Origin of the sequence: Polaromonas sp. CF318 (genome assembly GCF_000282655.1) — a bacterium.
Taxonomy (GTDB): domain Bacteria; phylum Pseudomonadota; class Gammaproteobacteria; order Burkholderiales; family Burkholderiaceae_C; genus Polaromonas.
On record NZ_AKIV01000046.1, the window covers coordinates 120,843 to 141,744 of the forward strand.

Annotated in this window: 19 protein-coding genes and 1 tRNA gene; 11 read left to right on the plus strand and 9 right to left on the minus strand. The window is 64.8% G+C overall.

The features are described 5' to 3' along the window. Positions 1-38 precede the first annotated feature (38 nt). A complete protein-coding gene (locus PMI15_RS07550; protein WP_007866088.1) occupies positions 39-893 on the minus strand; it encodes a hypothetical protein in 855 nt (284 codons plus the stop codon). Positions 894-896: 3 nt separating this feature from the next. Then, positions 897-1,961, minus strand: a complete 1,065-nt coding sequence (murB, locus tag PMI15_RS07555) for a UDP-N-acetylmuramate dehydrogenase (protein ID WP_007866090.1) — start codon at positions 1,959-1,961, stop codon at positions 897-899. 70 nt (positions 1,962-2,031) lie between these two features. Between murB and PMI15_RS07560 the strand changes: the two genes are divergently transcribed. Together PMI15_RS07560 and PMI15_RS07565 are read left to right on the plus strand one after the other, a co-directional pair. Next, on the plus strand, positions 2,032-2,517 hold the full coding sequence (locus PMI15_RS07560; RefSeq protein WP_007866093.1) for a YajQ family cyclic di-GMP-binding protein: 486 nt from the start codon (positions 2,032-2,034) through the stop codon (positions 2,515-2,517). 4 nt (positions 2,518-2,521) lie between these two features. Continuing rightward, the gene (locus PMI15_RS07565) at positions 2,522-3,190 is read left to right on the plus strand and encodes a TIGR02281 family clan AA aspartic protease (protein ID WP_007866096.1); all 669 of its coding nucleotides are present in this window, start codon (positions 2,522-2,524) and stop codon (positions 3,188-3,190) included. Between the two features lie 15 nt (positions 3,191-3,205). Here PMI15_RS07565 and plsY read toward each other — a convergent pair whose 3' ends face one another. The 3 genes from plsY to PMI15_RS07580 are packed head-to-tail and all read right to left on the minus strand — an operon-like array spanning position 3,206 to position 5,509. Next, on the minus strand, positions 3,206-3,838 hold the full coding sequence (plsY, locus tag PMI15_RS07570; protein WP_007866098.1) for a glycerol-3-phosphate 1-O-acyltransferase PlsY: 633 nt from the start codon (positions 3,836-3,838) through the stop codon (positions 3,206-3,208). Between the two features lie 47 nt (positions 3,839-3,885). Continuing rightward, positions 3,886-4,422, minus strand: coding sequence for an aminoacyl-tRNA deacylase (locus PMI15_RS07575; protein WP_007866100.1), 537 nt, complete (start codon positions 4,420-4,422; stop codon positions 3,886-3,888). 25 nt (positions 4,423-4,447) lie between these two features. Further along, positions 4,448-5,509 (minus strand): aldo/keto reductase, encoded by a 1,062-nt coding sequence (locus PMI15_RS07580; protein ID WP_007866106.1) that lies wholly within the window; start codon positions 5,507-5,509, stop codon positions 4,448-4,450. Between the two features lie 289 nt (positions 5,510-5,798). Here PMI15_RS07580 and PMI15_RS07585 point away from each other — a divergent pair, with 289 nt between their 5' ends. After that, positions 5,799-6,464 carry an OmpA family protein gene (locus tag PMI15_RS07585; RefSeq protein ID WP_007866108.1) on the plus strand — a complete coding sequence of 222 codons (666 nt, stop codon included), beginning with the start codon at positions 5,799-5,801 and terminating at the stop codon, positions 6,462-6,464. Between the two features lie 139 nt (positions 6,465-6,603). On the opposite strand, the gene PMI15_RS07590 is transcribed toward PMI15_RS07585, so the two are convergent. Beyond that, positions 6,604-8,373 carry an acyl-CoA synthetase gene (locus PMI15_RS07590; RefSeq protein WP_007866110.1) on the minus strand — a complete coding sequence of 590 codons (1,770 nt, stop codon included), beginning with the start codon at positions 8,371-8,373 and terminating at the stop codon, positions 6,604-6,606. 8 nt (positions 8,374-8,381) lie between these two features. Here PMI15_RS07590 and PMI15_RS07595 point away from each other — a divergent pair, with 8 nt between their 5' ends. From PMI15_RS07595 to PMI15_RS07625, 7 genes are all read left to right on the plus strand, one after another. Continuing rightward, positions 8,382-9,320, plus strand: a complete 939-nt coding sequence (locus tag PMI15_RS07595; RefSeq protein WP_007866112.1) for an alpha/beta fold hydrolase — start codon at positions 8,382-8,384, stop codon at positions 9,318-9,320. A gap of 73 nt (positions 9,321-9,393) precedes the next feature. Next, positions 9,394-10,498, plus strand: a protein-coding gene (gene prfB / locus PMI15_RS07600; protein ID WP_139200916.1) for a peptide chain release factor 2 whose coding sequence is annotated in 2 segments (ribosomal slippage) — positions 9,394-9,474 and positions 9,476-10,498 — 1,104 coding nt in all. Because the reading frame shifts where the segments join, the coding sequence is not laid out codon by codon here. A gap of 89 nt (positions 10,499-10,587) precedes the next feature. Continuing rightward, on the plus strand, positions 10,588-13,323 hold the full coding sequence (gene pepN, locus PMI15_RS07605; RefSeq protein ID WP_007866118.1) for an aminopeptidase N: 2,736 nt from the start codon (positions 10,588-10,590) through the stop codon (positions 13,321-13,323). A 27-nt stretch (positions 13,324-13,350) separates the two neighbouring features. Beyond that, complete coding sequence (locus PMI15_RS07610; protein WP_007866121.1) at positions 13,351-14,208, plus strand: tetratricopeptide repeat protein; 858 nt, start codon at positions 13,351-13,353, stop codon at positions 14,206-14,208. A 46-nt stretch (positions 14,209-14,254) separates the two neighbouring features. Then, on the plus strand, positions 14,255-15,262 hold the full coding sequence (locus PMI15_RS07615; RefSeq protein WP_007866123.1) for a class 1 fructose-bisphosphatase: 1,008 nt from the start codon (positions 14,255-14,257) through the stop codon (positions 15,260-15,262). Between the two features lie 23 nt (positions 15,263-15,285). Further along, a tRNA-Thr gene (locus PMI15_RS07620) sits at positions 15,286-15,361 on the plus strand. 175 nt (positions 15,362-15,536) lie between these two features. After that, positions 15,537-16,427 carry a transporter substrate-binding domain-containing protein gene (locus tag PMI15_RS07625; protein ID WP_007866125.1) on the plus strand — a complete coding sequence of 297 codons (891 nt, stop codon included), beginning with the start codon at positions 15,537-15,539 and terminating at the stop codon, positions 16,425-16,427. A gap of 29 nt (positions 16,428-16,456) precedes the next feature. Here the strand turns inward: PMI15_RS07625 and PMI15_RS07630 are convergent, their stop codons facing one another. Beyond that, positions 16,457-17,338 carry a DUF2726 domain-containing protein gene (locus PMI15_RS07630; RefSeq protein WP_007866128.1) on the minus strand — a complete coding sequence of 294 codons (882 nt, stop codon included), beginning with the start codon at positions 17,336-17,338 and terminating at the stop codon, positions 16,457-16,459. A 165-nt stretch (positions 17,339-17,503) separates the two neighbouring features. Further along, on the minus strand, positions 17,504-18,859 hold the full coding sequence (locus PMI15_RS07635; protein ID WP_007866131.1) for a hemolysin family protein: 1,356 nt from the start codon (positions 18,857-18,859) through the stop codon (positions 17,504-17,506). A gap of 185 nt (positions 18,860-19,044) precedes the next feature. On the opposite strand from PMI15_RS07635, the gene PMI15_RS07640 reads away from it, so the two are divergent. Next, positions 19,045-19,908 carry a symmetrical bis(5'-nucleosyl)-tetraphosphatase gene (locus PMI15_RS07640; RefSeq protein WP_036837914.1) on the plus strand — a complete coding sequence of 288 codons (864 nt, stop codon included), beginning with the start codon at positions 19,045-19,047 and terminating at the stop codon, positions 19,906-19,908. Here PMI15_RS07640 and PMI15_RS07645 read toward each other — a convergent pair. After that, positions 19,900-20,826, minus strand: a complete 927-nt coding sequence (locus PMI15_RS07645; protein ID WP_051001937.1) for a YihY/virulence factor BrkB family protein — start codon at positions 20,824-20,826, stop codon at positions 19,900-19,902. The two genes, PMI15_RS07640 and PMI15_RS07645, sit on opposite strands and share 9 nt — an antisense overlap. Between the last annotated feature and the right edge of the window lie 76 nt (positions 20,827-20,902).

Here is a 20,902-nt window from a genome sequence, read left to right on the forward strand (position 1 = left end):
AGGCACTCCGGACGGCGCCCATACGTGGTGGCGCCCGGCTAATCACCCCCGCCGCCGCATCCCGAGCCGCATCCGCTGCTGTCCGATCCCCCGTCGCTACCGGAACTATCGCTGTTCGAAGAAGACGAATCGCTGCCGCCAAAGCCATCGGCGTCACCGCTGTAGCTGCCGTCTGAAAAGCTCTCGCCGCAATGGGCGCCGCCGCCCTGCCCGTCGTCACGGCGCACGCCCTTGCAGTCGGCCATGTAGACAAAGCCGCCGGGAATCGCGAATTTGGCGTCCAGCGCAAACAGCAGCGGCAAGCGGCTGGGCTGCTTGGGGTTGATGGATTCGTCGCGGCAGGACCAGAACCAGGCACGGCGCAGGCCGTCGTTGGTCGAGGCTTTGCGGCCCAGCACCTCGGCGGGCACGTGGTCGATGAAGCGGCCTATCACCAGGTCGCACCACTCGCGGTAGGCGGAGGTGTGCAGGATGAACTCATGCCACATGCTGTCGACCACCTGCGAGGGCATGGCGACAAAACGTTTGTTGCTGCGCTGGCAGGCGATGAAAAACTGGCGCAGCCCGCGCTCCACGAGTTCGGTATCTCTGAGGCTCAGGTGCGGATAGGCGTCCATCAGCTTGCGCCGCAGGAACCTGGGCAGCGGCGCCTCGCGGACCAGCCGGCTGCGCTCGCGGGCGGCCCAGATGCCGGCGGCCAGCATGCACATGAACAGCACGGAGATCGTGGTCATGGTCCAGCCCGGCGGCCTCCAGCCCGCGAATATCGCGCCCAGCATCAAGCCAACCCAGGCGAAGGCCAGCATGGCGGCGGTGGAGCGCGAATGCCGCAGCACCAGCCTGCGCCAGGGCGATACCTCCGGGCCCCGATACACTTTTCCTAAACGTGCCATATATCAGACCACCACCGGTTCAGGCTCCAGCAGGATGCCGAAGCGTTCATACACACTGGTCTGGATGGCTTTTGCCAGGGTCATGACCTCGCCGCCGGTGACCGGGTCGGTCGTGCCGCCGCGGTTGACCAGCACCAGCGCCTGTTTTTCGTAGACGCCGGCGTTGCCTATGGATTTGCCTTTCCAGCCGCAGGCGTCTATCAGCCAGCCCGCGGCCAGCTTCACCGCGCCGTCGGCCAGGTGGTAGTGAACAATCTTGGGTTCGCGCTGGATGATGTCGGCGCACTGCTCGGGCGATACCGTGGGGTTCTTGAAAAAGCTGCCGGCATTGCCGATGACCTTGGGGTCGGGCAGTTTGGCCCTGCGGATGTCGCAAATCCACTCATAAATCTGCGTCGCATCGGGCGCCTGTACACCCAGCTGCTGCATTTTTTTCTCGATGTCGGCATAGCCCAGTACGGGCTTCCAGGCTTTGGGCAGGGCCAAGCGCACCCGGGTGATCAGCGCCTTGCCTTCCAGCCCGAAGCCGTGGCCGCCCGGGGCGGGCGCCGCGCTGCTGTGCTTGAACACCGAATCGCGGTAGCCGAACGCGCATTGCGCGGCATTGAGGGAAAAAGCCTGGCCCGTCGTCAGATCGATGGCGTCCAGCGATTCAAAGCGGTCCTGCAGCTCCACGCCATAGGCGCCTATGTTCTGCACGGGTGACGCGCCCACCGTGCCCGGAATCAGGGCCAGGTTTTCCAGGCCGGGGTAGCCGTTCTGCAAGGTCCAGGTGACCAGGTCGTGCCAGTTTTCGCCGGCGCCGGCCTCAATGATCCAGGCCTTGGCGTCTTCGCGCAGCAGCCGTTTGCCCATGATTTCGACCTTGAGCACCAGCGGCTTGACGTCGCCGGTCAGCACGATGTTGCTGCCGCCGCCGAGCACGAACTTGGGTGCGGCCTTCAGGGCCGTATCTTGCAAAACAGCGTGGATATCGGCCTCATCGGCCACCCGGACCAGGCTCAGGGCCTTGGCCACGATGCCAAAGCTGTTGGAATGCTGGAGCGGAACGTTTTTCTCGACTAACATCCGGGGGATTGTCTCACCCCGACACCCACCCCGACACCCACTTCCCGTCCCCCTCATAAAGACTCGCACCATGCCCTCTTTCGACACCGTTCTTGAAGCCGATCTGGTCAAGGTCAAAAACGCCGTGGAAAACACCGGCAAGGAAATCGCCACGCGCTTCGATTTCAAGGGCACCTCCGCCTCCATAGAGCTCAAGGACAAGGACATCACGCTGATCGGCGACAGCGACTTCCAGCTCGACCAGATCAACGACATCCTGCGCAACAAGCTCACCAAGGCCGGCGTGGACATCCGCTTCCTCGACATCGGCAAGGCCGAGAAAATCGGCGGCGACAAGGTCAAGCAGGTGTCCAAGGTGCGCAACGGCATAGAGGCCGAACAGGCCAAGAAGATCCAGCAGCTCATCAAGGGCAGCAAAGTCAAGGTGCAGGCCTCCATCCAGGGCGACGCGGTGCGCGTGACCGGCGCCAAGCGCGACGACCTGCAGACGGCCATGGCCATGATCCGCGCCGAGATCAGCGACTTTCCGCTGAGCTTCAACAACTTCAGGGACTAGAGATATGGCCCCCAGGCTTGCCAATGCGTGTGCATTGCTGATCGCGTTTGCGCTAACGCATGGCAGCGCACAAGCCCAGACCGTGGGCCTGGCCGGCATGCTGGGCAACAAGGCCTTGCTGATTGTGGACGGCGGCCCGCCCAAGACGGTGGCGCCCGGGGAAACCCACCAGGGCGTCAAGGTGGTCTCCACCGCGGGCGACCAGGCGGTGGTGGAGCTGGGCGGCAAGCGCCATGCGCTGCGCATCGGTGACGCGCCCATGAGCGTGGGCGCCGGCGGCGGCCCGGGCACGCAGGCCGGACAGGGCAGCCGCATCGTGCTGACGGCGGGCAGCGGCGGCCACTTCATGACGCAGGGCCAGATCAACGGCAAGATGGCCCAGTTCCTGGTCGACACCGGTGCCAGCGCCGTGTCCATGTCGATGACCGATGCCGAGCGCATGGGGATTGACTACAAATCGGGCCGGCCCGTACAGCTGACCACCGCCAATGGCGCCATCATGGGATGGCAGACTTCCCTGGCATCGGTGCGCGTCGGTGATGTAGAGGTGTTTAACGTGCCGGCCGTGGTGGCGGCGCGCGACATGCCGTTTATCCTGCTGGGCAACAGCTTTCTGACGCGCTTCCAGATGAACCGCACCAATGAAGAAATGGTGCTGACGCGGCGCTTTTAATCAACGCGCGCCGCTTCAGGCTTTCTTGCCGCTTCCCAGCTTTGACTCCGTCCCCTTGAGTAGCTTGTTGATGTTCTCGCGGTGGCGGTACACCAGCAGCGCGCTGATCGCGAACATCACCAGCAGTATGGCCTTGTCGACATACCAGGCTTCCCGGTCGCCAAACAGGTAATACAAAGGCGCGAAGGCCGCGGAAACCAGGGACGCGAGCGAGGAATAGCGCGAGAAAAAGGCGATGATCACCCAGGTGGCCAGCGTCGCCAGGCCCAGTATCCAGCTCACGCCCAGCAGCACGCCCGCAGCCGTCGCCACGCCCTTGCCGCCCTTGAACTGGAAGAACACCGGGTACAAATGCCCGAGGAAAGCCGCGAAGCCGACGGCGGCCACCGTGCCGTCGCCCAGGCCGTAGTCGGCACCAAACCACTTCACCAGCACCACCGGCAGCCAGCCCTTGAGGCCGTCCAGCAGCAGGGTCGCGATGGCGGCCGGCTTGCTGCCCGAGCGCAGCACATTGGTGGCGCCGGGGTTCTTGCTGCCGTAGCTGCGCGGGTCGCTCAGGCCCATGAGCTTGCTGACGATGACCGCGAAGGACAGCGACCCGAGCAGGTAGGCCAGCAGTGTGGCGACTATTGAATATATGTAAACCATGGGGTCTCCCTCTTATAGATAGTGGCTGCCGGCCCCAGGGCCGGCGTTCAGCCGTAGCCGGCGGCGTTGTCCAGGCCTAGAACAGGTTCTAAGGCGCAGTTCACCGATTTTGCACCGAGCAATGTGACACACACCCGCGGGTCCAGCCCGACCAGGTAACCGCGCCGCCCGCCGTTGATGGCGATTCTAGGCAAAGCCAGGATGCTTTCCTCGATATAGACCGGCATGGCCTTGCGCGTGCCGAAGGGCGAGGTCCCGCCCACCAGGTAGCCGCTGTGCCGGTTGGCGACTTCGGGCTTGCAGGGCTCGACCGACTTGGCGCCTATCTGCCGCGCCAGGTTTTTGGTCGACACCTTGCGGTTGCCGTGCATCAGCACCAGCAGCGGTTTGGCATCCTGGTCCTGCATCACCAGGGTCTTGACGACGGTGAAGGGGTCAAAGCCCAGCACCTCGGCACTGTGCTGGGCGCCGCCGTGCTCCAGGTACTCATAGGGGTGCTCGGTGAAGTCGACTCCGTTGCTTTTTAAAAACTGCGTGGCCGGCGTTTCACTAACGTGGTCCTTTTTGCCGTCTTTTTTGGCCATGGTGCAGCGTGCGGCAAACCTGGGCCTACAGTGCCGGGTCGCGCGTTTCCCAGCGGATTTTGTCGATTTCAGCCAGCACTTCGGGCGAGAGCTTGGTACCCCAGACATCCAGGTCCTCGTCCAGTTGCGCCACCGAGGTCACGCCGATGATGGTGCTGGCCACCTGCCACTTGGTATAGCAAAAGGCCAGGGCCATCTGCGTGGGCGTCAAGCCGTTGGCGCGTGCCAATGCGTTGTAGCGGCGCGCGGCGGCCAGTGCCTCGGGGCGGCCCCAGCGCTGCTTGCGCGTGGACTCGAATTTGGCGATGCGCGCCTCCTTGGGCGCGTTCGCGCCTTCGAAGCCGGACTCGTCGTACTTGCCGGTCAGCAGGCCGAAGCCCAGCGGCGAATAGGCCAGCAGCGAAACGCCCAGCCGGTGCATGCTTTCGTCCAGGCCGTTTTCCACGGTGCGGTTGACCAGGCAGTACGGGTTTTGCACCGAAGCCACGCGCGGCAGGCCGTGCTGCTCGGCCAGGCGAACAAACTCATGCACGCCGTAAGGCGTTTCGTTGGACAGGCCGATGGCGCGCACCTTGCCCGCCTTGACCAGGCCGGCCAGCGCCTGCAGCTGTTCATGGATGGGCGTGGCGGAGCGTTCCTGCGCGGGGTTGTAATACAGCGCGCCGAAGGCCGGCACATGGCGCTCGGGCCAGTGGATTTGGTAGAGGTCTATCACCTCGGTCTGCAGGCGCTTCAGGCTGGCATCGCACGAAGCCACAATGTCCTTGGCCGTCATGCCGCTGCCTTCACGCACCCAGGGCATGCCGCGCGAGGGGCCGGCCACCTTGCTGGCCACCACCATCTTGGCGCGCGCCGACGGGTTTTTGGCGAACCAGTTGCCGATGATGGTTTCGGTAGCCCCGAAAGTCTCGGCGCGCGCCGGCACCGAATACATCTCAGCCGTGTCCAGGAAGTTGACGCCGCGCGCCAGCGAGCGGTCCAGGATGGCGTGCGAGGTTTTTTCATCCACCTGTTCGCCAAAGGTCATGGTGCCCAGGCAAATGGGTGTCACTTGCAGGTCGCTGGAGCCGAGTTGAACTTTATTCATGGGATTTGCGCTTGATGCGGTTGGGATGGGAGGGGATGGATGCGGGCCTTGAGGCCTTGTTGCGTCAATGAGAAGCGAGTGTGACGAAGTTCACAAAGCGGCTAGTTTAAGGGTTCAGCTCGCGGCCTGCAGGAGGCCTGATTCGGGCCCTTGTCTTACAACTGCTCACCAATTGCCTGCCTAGTATTCACAGACCGGCGATTTAATCCCCCCGTGACTGAATCCTGAACTGAATTCAAAAACACACTTTCATAACGACATCGTCCAATTTTTCCCGAGGAGAATTTCCATGAACAAACTGACCATCACTTCCCTGAGCTGCGCCGTCCTGGCCGCCGTCACACTGTCCGGCTGCGCCAACATGACGGAAACCCAGTCCGACACGGCCAAGGGCGCCGGCATAGGCGCGGTGGCGGGTGCGCTGCTGGGCGCGGCCACCGGCGGCTCCAAGGGTGCGGCCACGGGCGCGGTGCTGGGCGGTGCGGTCGGCGCGGGCGGCGGCTACATCTGGTCCAAGAAAATGCAGGAGCAGAAAGCCGCGATGGAACGCGCCACCGTGGGTACCGGTGTGGCCGTGAGCCAGACCACCGACAACCGCCTGAAGCTGGACATCCCCAGCGACGTCTCGTTTGACGTGGGCCGCTCGGCCATCAAGCCCAACTTCGCGCCCATCCTGAACCAGTTCGCGACCAGCCTGAACCAGAACCCGGTTACGACGGTCACCATCATCGGCCACACCGACAACACCGGCTCCGACGCCATCAACAACCCGCTGTCGATAGACCGTGCCGACTCGGCCCGCGACTACCTGGTCAGCCGCGGCGTGGCCCGCACCCGCATCGTGACGGACGGCCGCGGTTCGCGCGAGCCGGTGGCCGACAACAGCACGCAGCAAGGCCGCGATAAAAACCGCCGCGTTGAAATCTACGTTGCCGAACAAGTTGCAGCGAGGTGATTGCTCACCCCTGTTGAGGCTCACTCCGTGTAGCCTCCTCTCCCCTTGCAGGGGACGGCGCCTTGGGACTGGCAAAGCCAGCTCCCGGCCCCTGCTGGAATAAAAAAGCACCTCTCAAGGTGCTTTTTTTTTGGACGCGTCAGGTTGGTGACTGTGCTCTGAAGCGCTCTTCTTCCTGCAAGCGTAGCACCCGCCTTTGCACCTTGCCGGTCGTCGTCATCGGCAGCGCGTCTATGAATTCAATCTCCTTGGGGTACTCGTAAGGCGCCAGCAGGGTCTTCACATGGGCCTGCAGCTTCGCGGTGAGTTCTTCGTCAAACCCGGCCGCACCGCCCGGGTGCGCCGCACGGGCCGCGACCTGGTCGGGCGCGATCACCACATAGGCCTTGACGACGGCGCCGCGCTCGCGGTCGGGTTTGGGCACCACGGCCGCGTTGGCGACGGCCGCATGCTTGACCAGGCAGTTCTCGATCTCGCCCGGGCCTATGCGGTAGCCGGCGGCCTTGAACACGTCGTCGGCACGACCCTCGTACCAGAGATAGCCCTCGGCGTCGCGGCGCGCCAGGTCGCCGGTGCGGCACCAGTCGCCGGTGAACTTGTTGCGGGTGGCCTCCTCTTTTTTCCAGTAGCCCAGAAAAAAGATAGGGTCGGGATCGCCGTGCACGTCATAACGGTTCACCGAGACATCGCCCGGCACGCCCACCGGGCATTCATTCCCCTCGTCGTCTATCACCGCCACGCGGTGGCCCGGGTAGCCTTTGCCCATGCTGCCCGGCCGGGCAGGCCAGAAGCGGCTGCAGTTGCCCACGACGTAGTTGATTTCGGTCTGGCCGAACATCTCGTTGACGGTCACGCCGAGCTGCTCCTGGCAGTACGCAAACACCGCATCGCCCACGGCTTCGCCCGCGCTCATCATGGCTTGCAATTTCAGCTTGAAGTGCTGCCCGGGCCGGGGGTAAGCCTTCATCATGGCCTTGAGGGCCGTGGGGAACAAAAAGGTGTGCGTCACGCCCTGCTCCGCCATCAGGCTGAAGGCCAGCTCGGGGCTGAAGCGCCCGTTAAAGGCGACGATGGGCCGGCCGAAATAAAGGCTGGGCAGCAGCGCATCCATCAAGCCCCCGGTCCATGCCCAGTCCGCGGGAGACCAGAACACCGCGTCCGATTTTTTATTGGTTTTTCCGTCGAAACCAAACCAGTTATGGCTGCAGACAAAACCCGGCAGGTTGCCGATCAGCGCGCGGTGCGGCAGCAGCGCGCCCTTGGGCGGGCCTGTGGTACCGCTGGTGTAGATCAGGATGGCGCCTTCGTCGGCCTTGGTCTTGACGGCCGTGAAGGCGCCGTTTTGCGCCGCGAGCGCGGTTTCATAGTCGATATCGCCCTGGCCCCGGGCGCTGCCGGCGGCGATCACCGTGCGCAGCGCCGGGCAGTTGCCGCGAATGGCGTTCAGGCTGGCGATGGAGCTTTCATCGCAAATGGCCACCGCGGCATCGCTGTCCTGCAGCCGGTATTCGAGCGCCTCGGGCCCGAACAGCATGGACAGCGGCATGGCCACCGCGCCCATCTGGAACACCGCCATATAGGCCACGGCGGTTTCCAGGCGCTGCGGCATCACGATGGCGACCCGGTCGCCGCGCTGCACACCCAGGCCCGTCAACACCTGGCTCAGCGCATCGGCGGCCTTTTGCAACGCCTGGAAGCTGTGCAACACCGTCTTCGCGCCCGGCTTGTGCACGCGTATCGCGGTCCGGGGCTGCTCGCGCGCCCAGCGCCTGCAGCAGGCCTCGGCGATGTTGAAGTATTCATCCACCTGCCAGCGAAAGCCGGCGTGCAGCGCCGCGTAGTGGTCGGGCTGGGCGGCGGCCGGCTTGTCTCTGTGTTGACTGCGTTCAGCTTCGTGTCTCTTTATCATGGGCCCCAATGTACAAAGAAAAACGATCTTCCCGCAGCGAGTTTGTCCCTATACGCGGCCTCAGCTACCACGTCCGGCTGTGGGAAAGCCCCTCAGGCACCAACCCCGCGCTGCCGCCGCTGGTTCTGGTCCACGGCTGGATGGACGTGGCCGCTTCCTACCAGTTCATGGTGGACGCCCTGTCGGACGCCTTCGTGCAAGGCCGAACCATCATCGCGCCCGACTGGCGCGGCTTCGGGCTCACGGGCTCGGGCCCGGATGGCAGCCCTGCCGACAACTACTGGTTTGCCGATTACCTGGCCGACCTGGATTTTTTGCTGGACCATTACGTGAGCGAGCGGCCCGTGGACCTGGTCGGCCACAGCATGGGTGGCAATGTCGCCATGCTGTATGCCGGCGTGCGGCCCGCGCGCATACGCCGGCTGGTCAACCTCGAAGGCTTCGGCCTGCCCGCCAGCAAGCCCGAGCAGGCGCCGGGCCGTTATGCCAAATGGATGGACGAGCTCAAAAGCCTGCAGCGCGGCGAACTCGCGCTCAAGGCCTATGACAGCGTGGAGGGCGTGGCGCGCCGCCTCATGAAGACCAACCCGCGTCTCTCGGCCGACAAGGCGGGCTGGCTGGCCGGCCACTGGGCGCGGCCCGATGCGTCGGGGAAATGGCAAATCCTGGGCGAGGCCGCGCACAAGATCACCAGCGCCCAGCTTTACCGCGTCGACGAGGCGCTGGCGGTCTACCGCTGCATCAGCGCGCCCACGCTGGCCGTCGAGGCCTCCGACGATTCACTGGCCACCTGGTGGCAGGGCAAATACAGCCTGGCGGAATACCACGAGCGCCTGAAACAGGTGGCCCAGGCCCGTGTCGCCGTGATCCAGGACGCCGGCCACATGCTGCACCATGACCAGCCGGAACAGCTGGCAACACTGATTGAGGGCTTTCTGGAGCAATAGTCCCTGTGTCGTGAGAAAATGACGGGTTCAGCCGCCCTCTTGCGGCTACCACCTTATTCAGGACAGAAGAACCATGGAAGCAGAACGCATCAACCTCATCAGCAACCAGCTTGTGGACCTCAGCAACCGGGTCAACGAGCTTCGGGGGTATCTTTGACTACCCTGCCAAAGAACGAAAGCTGAACGAAGTCAACGCCGCGCTCGAAGACCCCAAGGTCTGGGACAACCCCAAGCGCGCGCAGGAACTCGGCAAGGAAAAAAAATCGCTGGAAGACGTGGTCCACGTGATCGACCGCCTGAGCTCGGAGCTTTCCGACAACAGCGAGCTCTTCGAGATGTCCAAGGGCGAAGGCGACGACGCCGGCATGGCGACGATTGAAGGCGAGGCCGCCAAGATCGCCGCCGAGGTCGAAAAAATGGAATTCCGCCGGATGTTCAACAACCCGGCCGACCCCCTGCCCTGCTTCCTGGACATCCAGGCCGGCGCCGGCGGCACCGAAGCCTGCGACTGGGCCAGCATGCTGCTGCGCCAGTACCTCAAGTACGCCGAGCGCAAGGGTTTTAAGACCACGGTCGAGGACGAATCGCCCGGCGATACCGCCGGCATCAAGGGCGCGACCATCAAGATCGAGGGCGAATACGCCTTCGGCCTGCTGCGTACCGAAACCGGCGTGCACCGCCTGGTGCGCAAGTCGCCCTTCGACTCCTCGGGCGGGCGCCACACCTCCTTCGCCTCGGTCTTCGTGTATCCCGAAATCGACGACTCCATCGAAATCGAGATCAACCCGGCCGACGTGCGCACCGACACTTTCCGCGCCAGCGGCGCCGGCGGCCAGCACATCAACAAGACCGACTCGGCCGTGCGCCTGACCCACATCCCGACCGGCATCGTGGTGCAGTGCCAGGACGGCCGCAGCCAGCACAGCAACCGCGACGTGGCCTGGAAGCGCCTGCGCTCGCGGCTGTACGACTTCGAGCTGCGCAAGCAGCAGGAAGCCCAGCAAAAGCTGGAAGACACCAAGACCGACGTGGGCTGGGGCCACCAGATCCGCAGCTATGTGCTGGACAACAGCCGCATCAAGGACCTGCGCACCAATGTCGAGGTCTCGGCCACGCAGAAAGTGCTGGACGGGGACCTGGACGTTTTCATCGAAGCCTCGCTGAAGCAGGGCGTCTGATACACCTGCCCTGGGGCGGCCGGCGCGGCCGCCCGGGGGGTTTGTTGAGTGATTGTTTGAGTTTTTAAGATTGTTTTGAGGAAGCAGCCATGTTGCAAATGCCCGATGACCGTGGATCTGGACAAGGGCCCACGGTGGTCATCAACCGCGCCGACTACATCGCCCCCGCCTACTGGATAGACACCGTCGACCTGTGCTTCGACCTGGACCCGGCGAAGACCCGCGTGCTCAACAAGATGAGCCTGCGCCGCAACCCCGATGTGCCGCCCCAGCCGCTCAAGCTTGACGGCGAGGAGCTCAACCTGGCGCGCGTGCTGGTCAACGGCCAGGGCACCTCCTTCAAGATGGAAGGCAGCCGGCTGGTGCTGGAGAACCTGCCCGAAGGCACCGCGCCCTTCGAGCTGGAAATCTTCACCACCACCTGCCCGGCCAAAAACACCAAGCTGATGGGCCTGTACGTCAGCAACGATTCCTTCTTCACGCAGTGCGAGGCCGAGGGCTTTCGCCGCATCACCTACTTTCTGGACCGCCCCGACGTGATGGCCAGCTACACCGTGACCCTGCGCGCCGACAAGGCCCAGTACCCGGTGCTGCTGTCCAACGGCAACCTGGTGGACCAGGGCCCGCTGGAGCCCGGCCCCAACGGCCCGCGCCATTTCGCCAAATGGGTGGATCCGCACAAAAAACCCAGCTACCTGTTCGCCCTGGTGGCCGGCCAGCTGGTCAGCCGTGAGCAGCGCATCACCTCGCGTGCCGGCAAGCAGCACACGCTGCAGGTCTACGTGCGCCCCGGCGACCTCGACAAGACCGAGCACGCCATGGCTTCGCTGATGCATTCGGTGGCCTGGGACGAAGCCCGCTTCGGCCTGCCGCTGGACCTGGAGCGCTTCATGATCGTCGCCACCAGCGACTTCAACATGGGCGCCATGGAAAACAAGGGCCTGAACATCTTCAACACCAAGTACGTGCTGGCCAACCAGGCCACCGCCACCGACGTGGATTTTTCCAACATCGAGAGCGTGGTCGGCCACGAGTACTTCCACAACTGGACGGGCAACCGCGTCACCTGCCGCGACTGGTTCCAGCTGAGCCTGAAGGAAGGCCTCACGGTGTTCCGCGACCAGGAGTTCAGCCAGGACCTGGCCGGCGCCCCCTCGGCCCGCGCCGTCAAGCGCATCGAGGACGTGCGCGTGCTGCGCACCGCCCAGTTCCCCGAGGACGCCGGCCCCATGGCCCATCCGGTGCGGCCCGACAGCTATGTCGAGATCAGCAACTTCTACACCGTCACCATTTACGAAAAAGGCGCCGAGGTCGTGCGCATGATGCAGACCCTGGTGGGCCGCGAAGGTTTTGCCCGCGGCATGACGCTGTACTTCGAGCGCCATGACGGCCAGGCCGTGACCTGCGACGACTTCGCGCAGGCGATTGCCGACGCCAACCCCATGTCGGACCTGGCGCGCCTGCTGCCCCAGTTCAAGCACTGGTACAGCCAGGCCGGTACGCCGCGCGTGCGCGCGCAGGGCCGCTACGACGCTGCCGCCCGCAGCTACACCCTCACGCTGTCGCAAAGCTGCGCCCCCACCGTGGGCCAGTCCGTCAAGCAGCCCTTTGTCATCCCGGTCGGCCTGGGCCTGCTGGGCGCCGACGGTCAGGACCTGCCGCTGCAGCTGGCCGGCGAAAGCGGGGCACCGGCCAGCACGCGCACCGTGGTGCTCACGCAGGCCGAAGAAACCCTGACCTTTACCGGCATAGACGCCGAACCGGTGCCCTCCATCCTGCGCGGCTTCAGCGCCCCGGTGGTGCTGGAGTTCGACTACAGCGACGCCCAGTTGCTGCACCTGCTGGCGCACGACAGCGACCCCTTCAATCGCTGGGAAGCCGGCCAGCGCCTGGCCGTCAACCGCGCCATCGCGGCCATCACCGCGACCCCTGGCGGGGTTTCCACGCCCGCCGACGTGCTCGACGAAGCCTACCTGGGCGCCATGCGCCAGGTGCTGCGCCACCCCAGCCTGGACGCAGCCTTCAAGGAGCTGGTGCTCACATTGCCGTCCGAAACCTACCTGGCCGAGCAGCTCGAGGTGGTGGACCCGCAGCGCATCCACGCGGTGCGCGAAGCCATGCGCCTGCAGCTGGCCACGGCCCTGGCGGCCGACTGGGAGGCTGTCTACGACGCCAACCACGACACCGGCGCCTACACACCTGACCCCGTCTCCAGCGGCCGCCGCGCGCTCGCGGGCATGGCATTGACCTATCTGTGCCTGGCGGCGCAAAGCACCGGCAATACCGACTGGCCGCGCAAGACCCTGCAGCGCTTCAAGGACGCCGGCAACATGACCGACCGCTTCAACGCGCTGGCCGCGCTGGCCTCCAGCGGCCACGCCCTGGCCGGCGAGGCGCTGCCGCTGTTCCATGCCATGTTCAAGGACGAAGCCCTGGTCATCGACAAATGGTTCGGCCTGCAGGCCGGCGCGCCGGATCGCGGCGGAAATGTGCTGCCGGCCGTCAAGCAACTCATGAAGCACGCCGACTTCAGCCTGCGCAACCCCAACCGCGCGCGCAGCGTGGTCAGCACCTACTGCCAGGGCAACCCGGCCGCCTTCCACCGCACGGATGCCGCCGGCTATGTGTTCTGGAGCGAGCGCGTGATGGAACTCGACGCCATCAACCCGCAGGTCGCCGCCCGCCTGGCGCGCGCCCTGGACCGCTGGAGCAAGCTGGCCGAGCCCTACCGCAGCGCGGCGCGCGAGGCGATTGCGCGCGTTGCGGCCAAGACCGATTTGAGCAAGGACACCCACGAAGTGGTCTCCCGCGCACTGGCCGACTGAACGACTGAAGACGGACGGCACCCCGCCATGGCATTCTTCCCATTCAACACCCCCGCACAGCGGTTTGCGAAGAAGTTCAACCCGCTGCGCGACACGGTGTACGACGCCGGCGGCATGTTCAGCGGTTCGCGCATGTCGGCCGACCTGGCCGCGCTCCAGCCCCTGGCCGAGGCCGTGGGAGCCGATTCCGCCGAACTGGCTGACCTGCTGTGGCTGCAGTTCGTGGTGTTCCGCAAACGCCAGCAGCACAGCGAAGGCCTGCCCCTGGGCCTGCGCGCCCTGGCCATGCGCGCCGCCAAGGGCGGACTCACGCCCACCGAACGCTACGAGCAGCACTACGCCCTCGGCGAATCGGCCTTGGAGGCCGAGGAATACGACACCGCCGTCGAACACCTGCAGCAATCGGCCCAGTGGGCCGCGCACGAAGGCGCCACACTGAGCATCGACCAGAGGCTGGGCATGCGCGAAGAAATCGGCTACGCCCTGCACGAGGCCGGCCGCTTCACCGAAGCGCTGGCGCACAACCAGCAACTGCTGGCCGATGCACAAGCCGCCTTCGGCTCCAGCGCGGACGAGCGCCTCTCAGGTGTCGTCAACAATCTGGCACAAAATGCCTACGAGCTGGGCGAGCATGCCGAGGCAAAATCCTGGCTGCAACAGCGCATGGCGCTGGGCCAGGCCTTGCAAGACACCGACATCGTGCTCGACACCCTGTTCCAGCTCGGCGTGCTCGCGCACGAAACCGGTCAGCCGGCCGAGGCGCGCGCCCTCTTCCAGCAGCGCGTGGACATGGCGCGCGCCCAGGACGACGAAGACCTGCTGGAAGACGCCCTGGCCACGCTGGCCGAATTTGAAGAGCGCGAACAGCAGGGCGAGGCCCACTGAACGCCCCGCCCAACCGAATCACCCCTTTCATCGAACGGAGCCCCCCATGTCCCAAAAAATCTCACTGACCCGCTACCTGGTGGAGCAGCAGCGCATGGACGGCCACATCCCCTCGCAGCTGCGCCTGCTGCTCGAAGTGGTGGCCCGCGCCTGCAAAAGCATCAGCCAGGCCGTCAACAAAGGCGCGCTGGGCGGCGTGCTGGGCACCGCCTCCAGCGAGAACGTGCAAGGCGAGGTCCAGAAAAAACTCGACATCATCGCCAACGAGGTGCTGATCGAGGCCAATGAATGGGGCGGCCACCTGGCGGCCATGGCCTCGGAGGAAATGGACAGCATTTACGTGGTGCCCAACCGCTACCCCCAGGGTGAATACCTGCTGCTGTTCGACCCCCTCGACGGCTCCAGCAACATCGACGTCAACGTCAGCATCGGCACCATCTTCAGCGTGCTCAAAAAGCCCGAAGGCCATGCCGGCGTCGAGGAAAAAGACTTCCTGCAGGCCGGCAACAAGCAGGTCGCGGCCGGCTACTGCATTTACGGCCCGCAGACCACCCTGGTGCTGACGGTGGGCGACGGCGTAGCCATGTTCACGCTGGACCGCGAACAGGGCTCCTTTGTGCTGACCGAAGAAAACGTCAGGATTCCCGAGGACACCAAGGAATTCGCCATCAACATGAGCAACATGCGGCACTGGGACGCGCCGGTCAAACGCTACATCGACGAATGCCTTCAAGGCAAGGAAGGCCCGCGCGGCAAGGACTTCAACATGCGCTGGATCGCCTCCATGGTGGCCGACGTGCACCGCATCCTGACCCGCGGCGGCGTTTTTATGTACCCCTGGGACAAACGCGAGCCCGAAAAAGCCGGCAAACTGCGCCTGATGTACGAAGCCAACCCCATGAGCTGGCTGGTCGAACAAGCCGGCGGCGCCGCCACCAACGGCAAACAACGCATCCTGGATTTGCAACCCACCAAGCTCCACGAACGCGTCAGCGTGATGCTCGGCTCCAAAAATGAGGTCGAACGGGTGACCTCCTACCACTCCGGGCTATAATCTCGGGCTGTATTCCAAAATAAGCCGGTGTAGCTCAGTCGGTAGAGCAGCTCATTCGTAATGAGAAGGTCGGGTGTTCGATTCATCTCTCCGGCACCAATATCAGCCCCTGTTTCGCAAGAAACAGGGGCTTTTTTCATGTCCTTCCGGTTTTTCAGCAGGACGATGGCTACAGCCAATGAGTACCTTGGTCGTACCGGGGAAGCCCTGCCCCGACGGCGTTGCGTATTGAAGGCCTTTGCCTAAGAATGGACCCGAACAACGGGAGGTTCTTATGAAGACACCATTTCTAGGACTGTTGCCGGCCGCTTTGGCCCTGCTGGCCGTCGCCATGCCGCAAGAGGTACTCGCCCAGGCCACACTGGAAAAAATCAAGAGCCGGGGCCAGATCAATGTGGGCTACCGCGCGCTGGCGGCGCCCTTCTCGTATCACCAGACGCCGGAAAAGCCGATGGGCTACAGCATCGAGTTCTGCAAACCCATGATCGAGCGCCTGCGCCAGGCCGCGGGCAACAAGAACCTGCCGGTGCGCTACATCGAAACCGAACTGGATGTTCGCGTCCGCCTGCTGGCCGAGGGCAGTGTGGACCTGCTCTGCGAGAACGTGACCGACACGCCCGAGCGCCGCGCGCGCATGGAATTTTCGACGCCGATTTTTGTCGACGCCGTGCAGGTGGCGGTGCGCAACAAGGACATGATCAGCACGCTGGAGCAGCTCAAGGGCAAAAGCATTGTCGGCATTGACGGCAGCACCGTGGTGCCGGCCCTTGACCGCTATGCGCAATCGCACTCGCTGACCTGGCAGCACGCCAAGGCCGTCAACCCCGACGCGGCGCTGGGGCAGTTGCAGCTGGGCTGGGCGGCCGGTTATGCGCGTGACGGCGTGATGCTGGCGGCGCAACTCGCCAGCCTGCCCGACGCCGGCAACTACACCATCCTGCCGGAGCGCCTGTCGGTGGAGACCATCGCCATCGGCTACCGCAAGGGCGACGCGGCCATGGGCGCGCTGGTCAATGCCTCCATCAAGGAATCCATGCGCAGCGGTGCGGCGCAGCGCTGGTACGAGCAGTGGTTTTTAAAGCCGGCCAAGCCCGGCGGCAAGCCGCTGTTCACGGCCATGCCGGCGGAAATGAAAACGCTGTTTGACGCCGCCAAGGCGAACTGACGGGGCCCACGCGGGCGGGCCGGCATTGCTCAGGCGCCGGCGGGCGGCGGGGCGTCCTCGGGCGTGATGAAGGAGTCTTCCCATGGCACGGCGAACTGGTGGTCGGCGTTGTCGTGAACAATGCCGGAGCCGGTGCTCAGCGGGTCGAAGTTGGTGAAGCGTATCTTGCGGTTGCGCTCCAGCTTGGCGCGCAGGCTGCTGCGGGCGGCGGTGATGGCAGCCAGGTCTACTTGGGCGGCCTGCTCCACCGGCTTCAAAGAACTTGCCTGCGGCGCATCGGCGACCAGGGCGCTGCCGTCGGCCGCGCGCATGGTGTCGGGCACGGTGGCCAGGGCGTCAGCGTCAGCCTCCAGCGGCCAGGCCATGGGCGGCTCGCCGAGCACGGCCGGCGAGGACGGCTCGTCATCGTCCGACAAATCGATTTCACCAAGAAAGGCGGCGCGCACGTCTTCCAGCGTGGGCAGGTTGCCGGCGCGCACCACGGCGTAGGCGATGCCGCATTCGGCGAAGAGTTTTCGCTTGAGGTCGCGGTTGCTGGCGCGCAGGCCCTGCGGGCCGGGGACGTCCAGGCAGCCGATGACGGTGCCGTCGGCGGCGCAGACCGTGAAGCTGCAATAGACGTTTTTGAGCAGTTCGTAGGAACGCTGGCCTTCGGCCTCGTTGCGCGGCGAGACAAAACGGATGACCGGAACCTTGACCACCACATGGTGGTCGAAAAACGCGCGCTGCAGCCAGTGCCAGACTTCCTGCTCGGCATCGAGCAGCAAAGGCCTGGCCTGCAAATGCCACTGCGCGGGAATACGCCTTTTTTTTCGGGCGGCACGCGCCAGCCAGCCATGATGGCATGCCGCCCCCGTCGCCATCCCCGACACCGCCGTTGCCGTCAGCGCCAACACAAAAACATCAAACATGTGTGCCTTAACTTTTGATTCAGTTTAAACACAGCATCCGTGGTGTTACAACCATTTACGTACTGAGCTGTTGTTGCGACGTCTCATTTAGGCAATATCACCCAGCAAATGAGAACTTAATTCGGACAATCACCTGTAAGCGAGCTGAAAGCCCGGATGCAAAACTTACAGGTCGGGCGATTCCGCTTCGGGCAGCGCGCTGGCCAGCACCTTGTCGATGCGCTTGCCGTCCAGGTCCAGCACCTCGAAGCGCCAGCCCGCGCATTCGACGATCTCGGCGGTCTTGAGCAGCCGGCCCGAGACGCTTTGCAGCAGGCCGGCGACCGTGTTGTAGCGGCCCTTGCCTTCTTCGGGCAGCTCCTTGATGTCCAGCCTGGCCTTGAGTTCGGCCACGGGCATGACGCCGTCGATGAGCCAGCTGCCGTCCTCGCGTTCGGTGGCCCAGGCGTCCACCTGGGCACCGGGCTGCAGCTCGCCGGTGATGGCCTCCAGCATGTCCATGGGCGTCATCAGGCCCTGCACCACGCCGTATTCGTCGACCACAAACACCATGCGGGTGGAACGCGCACGGAACTGCTCCAGCAGTTCCATACCGGTCAGCGTCTCCGGCACGAAGACCGCCGGCACCGCGTAAGCGCCTATACGGTCGGCCACCGAGGGCACGGCGCCAGGGCCCTGGCCTTGTCCCCGGCCGGAAGCGGCCGATTGGATCTGGCCGCGCAGCGCGAGCAGCTTGGCGACGTTGACCACACCCACCACGTCGTCCAGGCTGCCGCGGCACACCGGGTACCAGGAATGGCCGGTGGCGCCGGCCTTGTCAATGGCCTGGGCCACGGTGTCGGAGGCGTCCAGCCATTCGATGTCGGAGCGCGGCCGCATCAGCGAGGTCAGCAGCCGGTCGTCGAGCAGGAACACGTTCTGCACCATCTGGTGTTCGTGCTCCTCGATCAGGCCGGCATCCACGCCCTCTTCCAGGCTGGCGGCGATTTCCTCCTCTGTCACGGCGCGGCCGGCCGTGTTGTCGATGCGCAGCAGCTTGAGCACCGCCTGCGTGCTGATGGACAGCAGCCTGACAAAGGGCTTGAAGCCGGTCGCCACCCACATCATGGGCCGCGACACCAGGCGCGCGACGGTTTCCGGATAGAGCTGGCCGATGCGCTTGGGCACCAGTTCGCCGAAGACGATGGTGATGAAGGTGATGACGGTCACCACCAGCGCGGTGGCGGTGATCTGGGAGGCGCGCGGCGGCGCGCCGAAGGTCTGTATCCAGGCGGCCAGGTTGTCGCTGAAGGCGGCCTCGCCGATGATGCCGTTGAGCATGCCTATGGAGGTGATGCCCACCTGCACCGACGAGAGAAACTGTGTGGGGTTGTCCAGCAGGCCCAGCGCGGATTGCGCCCCCTTGTCACCGGACTCCCCCATGGCCGTGAGCCTGGCCTTGCGGCTGGAGGCGAGGGCCATTTCCGACATGGCGAACACGCCGTTGAGCAGCGTCAAAAAAGCAATCAGCAAAAAGTCCATAGATTAGGAGTCTGGGCGGCAGGAATCCGTCAGCTGCAACGCGCGAGAAAACGGTCCATCGCGGCGCTACCGCCCGCGCCCATAGTCGGGCTATGGGCTTGTCGGTATCACCGCGCTGTCCTCGTTTTTCGCGCGTTTCGCTTCGACGGCTTCTGCCGCCCAGACTCCTAGCGCAAAATAAACACATGTCAATGTACTGTATCGGCGACCTGCAGGGTTGCGACGCGCCCCTGGGGCGGCTGCTGGAGAAGCTGGATTTCTCGCCCAGCCGCGACACGCTTTACTTCCTCGGCGACCTGGTCAACCGCGGACCCGAATCGCTCAAGGTGCTGCGCCGCCTGGCGGCCCTGGGCGACGCCGCGCAGTGCCTGCTGGGCAACCACGACCTGCATTTGTTGGCCTTGTGGCAGGGCGCGCGCAAGCCGGGCCGCCACGACACCATGCAGGAGATCCTGCAAGCCGGCGACGCCGACAGCTTGCTCGACTGGCTGCGGCACCGCGCCATGGCGCTGCAGCGCCACGGCTGGCTCATGGTACATGCGGGCGTGCTGCCGCAGTGGACGGCGGCGCAAACCATGGCGCTGGCGGCCGAGGTGGAACAGGTGCTGCGCGGCAGTGATCTCAAGGATTTTTTCGGCGCCATGTACGGCAACACGCCGGACCGCTGGAGCGACGGCTTGCAGGGCGCCGACCGGCTGCGCGTGGTGGTGAACGCGCTCACGCGCCTGCGCTTTTGCACACCCGAAGGCGTGATGGAGTTCGGCAGCACGGAAGGCGCCGAGGGCGCGCCCGCCGGCTACCTGCCATGGTTTGAGGTGCCCGGACGCCGCACGGCCGGCACGGCGGTGGCCTTCGGCCACTGGTCCACCCTGGCCAAGGACGGCGCCACGCCGCGCCTTCGCAACAACACCTTGCCGCTTGATACGGGCTGCGTCTGGGGCGGCTGCCTCACGGCGGCCAGGCTGGGGGCGCAAGCCGGAACGTTTGAGCTGATCGCCGTGCCCTGCGAACAGGCGCAAAAACCACGCAAGGCCGGCAAATCAGGCTGAAGCGGGCCGGCCCCGGCCGGCTTCGTCAGCCCAGGCGCGCGCCATGCTGGCGGCCAGCAGCAGCACGGCTGACGAAAAATAAATCCACATCAGGATCACCACCAGCGAGCCGGCCGCGCCATAGGCCGACACCACGGCGGCGGTGGAGAGATAAAAGGCCATCAGGTGCTTGCCAACCGCAAAGAGGATGGCCCCCGCGGCTGACCCCATCACCAGATAGCGTAAAGCGGGTTTGGGGCCCACGCTGATCCGCATGAGCGCCACAAACAGGAGCACGCAAAAACCGAAAGACACGAGCTCGTTGAGGACCCAGGCGACCTTCTCGATCGGCAAATAGCTGCCCGCCCAGCCCGACAGAAGGCTTAAAACGGTCGAGATCACCAGCGAAACCAGCAGCAGAAAACCAAACGCCAGAATGTAGGCCACCCCGCGCAGGCGCAGGGAAGCGCCGTGCCACCATTTTTGCTGCGGCACTTCGCCGCTGCCTTGCCGCCACAGGCGCTCAAACGCATCCTGCAATTCCGCGAACACGCCCGTCGCCCCCGACAGGAGCAGCGCAAAGGCAAACAGCGAAGCCGTAATGCCCTCCGAAGGCGCCTGGGCGCTGGACAGCGCCTGCTGCACCACCTGGGCACCCTGCGCCCCTATGACGCTGCGGATCTGGTCGACCAGGCTGGTTTCGAGATAGGCGCGGTCCAGCCACCAGCCCAGCACGGCGACCAACAGGACCAGCAGCGGCGCCAGGCTCAGGATGCCGTAAAAAGACATGGCCGCGCTCATGCGCATGCCGCCGGCGTCAATCCAGTGGTCAACGGCGCGCCACAAGGGGCGGAAAATTTTCAGGACTTGAGGGGAGAGCGCGGCAAACCCGAAAGCCGCCGGCGGAGAGGGCTTCAGGTCGGAATCGGATTTCGCCATCATGGGGACAGCGTAAAAGGCGGGCTGCGCGGCCCGCACCGGACAGCCCCTCTAGCCGCCGTAGGCTTGGACCGAC

Excerpts from the sequence above, each read along its gene's own strand:
- PMI15_RS07550 (WP_007866088.1), bottom strand. The coding sequence starts at position 893 with ATGGCACGTTTAGGAAAAGTGTATCGGGGCCCGGAGGTATCGCCCTGG.
- murB (WP_007866090.1), bottom strand. The coding sequence starts at position 1,961 with ATGTTAGTCGAGAAAAACGTTCCGCTCCAGCATTCCAACAGCTTTGGC.
- PMI15_RS07560 (WP_007866093.1), top strand. The coding sequence starts at position 2,032 with ATGCCCTCTTTCGACACCGTTCTTGAAGCCGATCTGGTCAAGGTCAAA.
- PMI15_RS07565 (WP_007866096.1), top strand. The coding sequence starts at position 2,522 with ATGGCCCCCAGGCTTGCCAATGCGTGTGCATTGCTGATCGCGTTTGCG.
- plsY (WP_007866098.1), bottom strand. The coding sequence starts at position 3,838 with ATGGTTTACATATATTCAATAGTCGCCACACTGCTGGCCTACCTGCTC.
- PMI15_RS07575 (WP_007866100.1), bottom strand. The coding sequence starts at position 4,422 with ATGGCCAAAAAAGACGGCAAAAAGGACCACGTTAGTGAAACGCCGGCC.
- PMI15_RS07580 (WP_007866106.1), bottom strand. The coding sequence starts at position 5,509 with ATGAATAAAGTTCAACTCGGCTCCAGCGACCTGCAAGTGACACCCATT.
- PMI15_RS07585 (WP_007866108.1), top strand. The coding sequence starts at position 5,799 with ATGAACAAACTGACCATCACTTCCCTGAGCTGCGCCGTCCTGGCCGCC.
- PMI15_RS07590 (WP_007866110.1), bottom strand. The coding sequence starts at position 8,373 with ATGATAAAGAGACACGAAGCTGAACGCAGTCAACACAGAGACAAGCCG.
- PMI15_RS07595 (WP_007866112.1), top strand. The coding sequence starts at position 8,382 with ATGTACAAAGAAAAACGATCTTCCCGCAGCGAGTTTGTCCCTATACGC.
- pepN (WP_007866118.1), top strand. The coding sequence starts at position 10,588 with ATGTTGCAAATGCCCGATGACCGTGGATCTGGACAAGGGCCCACGGTG.
- PMI15_RS07610 (WP_007866121.1), top strand. The coding sequence starts at position 13,351 with ATGGCATTCTTCCCATTCAACACCCCCGCACAGCGGTTTGCGAAGAAG.
- PMI15_RS07615 (WP_007866123.1), top strand. The coding sequence starts at position 14,255 with ATGTCCCAAAAAATCTCACTGACCCGCTACCTGGTGGAGCAGCAGCGC.
- PMI15_RS07625 (WP_007866125.1), top strand. The coding sequence starts at position 15,537 with ATGAAGACACCATTTCTAGGACTGTTGCCGGCCGCTTTGGCCCTGCTG.
- PMI15_RS07630 (WP_007866128.1), bottom strand. The coding sequence starts at position 17,338 with ATGTTTGATGTTTTTGTGTTGGCGCTGACGGCAACGGCGGTGTCGGGG.
- PMI15_RS07635 (WP_007866131.1), bottom strand. The coding sequence starts at position 18,859 with ATGGACTTTTTGCTGATTGCTTTTTTGACGCTGCTCAACGGCGTGTTC.
- PMI15_RS07640 (WP_036837914.1), top strand. The coding sequence starts at position 19,045 with ATGTCAATGTACTGTATCGGCGACCTGCAGGGTTGCGACGCGCCCCTG.
- PMI15_RS07645 (WP_051001937.1), bottom strand. The coding sequence starts at position 20,826 with ATGGCGAAATCCGATTCCGACCTGAAGCCCTCTCCGCCGGCGGCTTTC.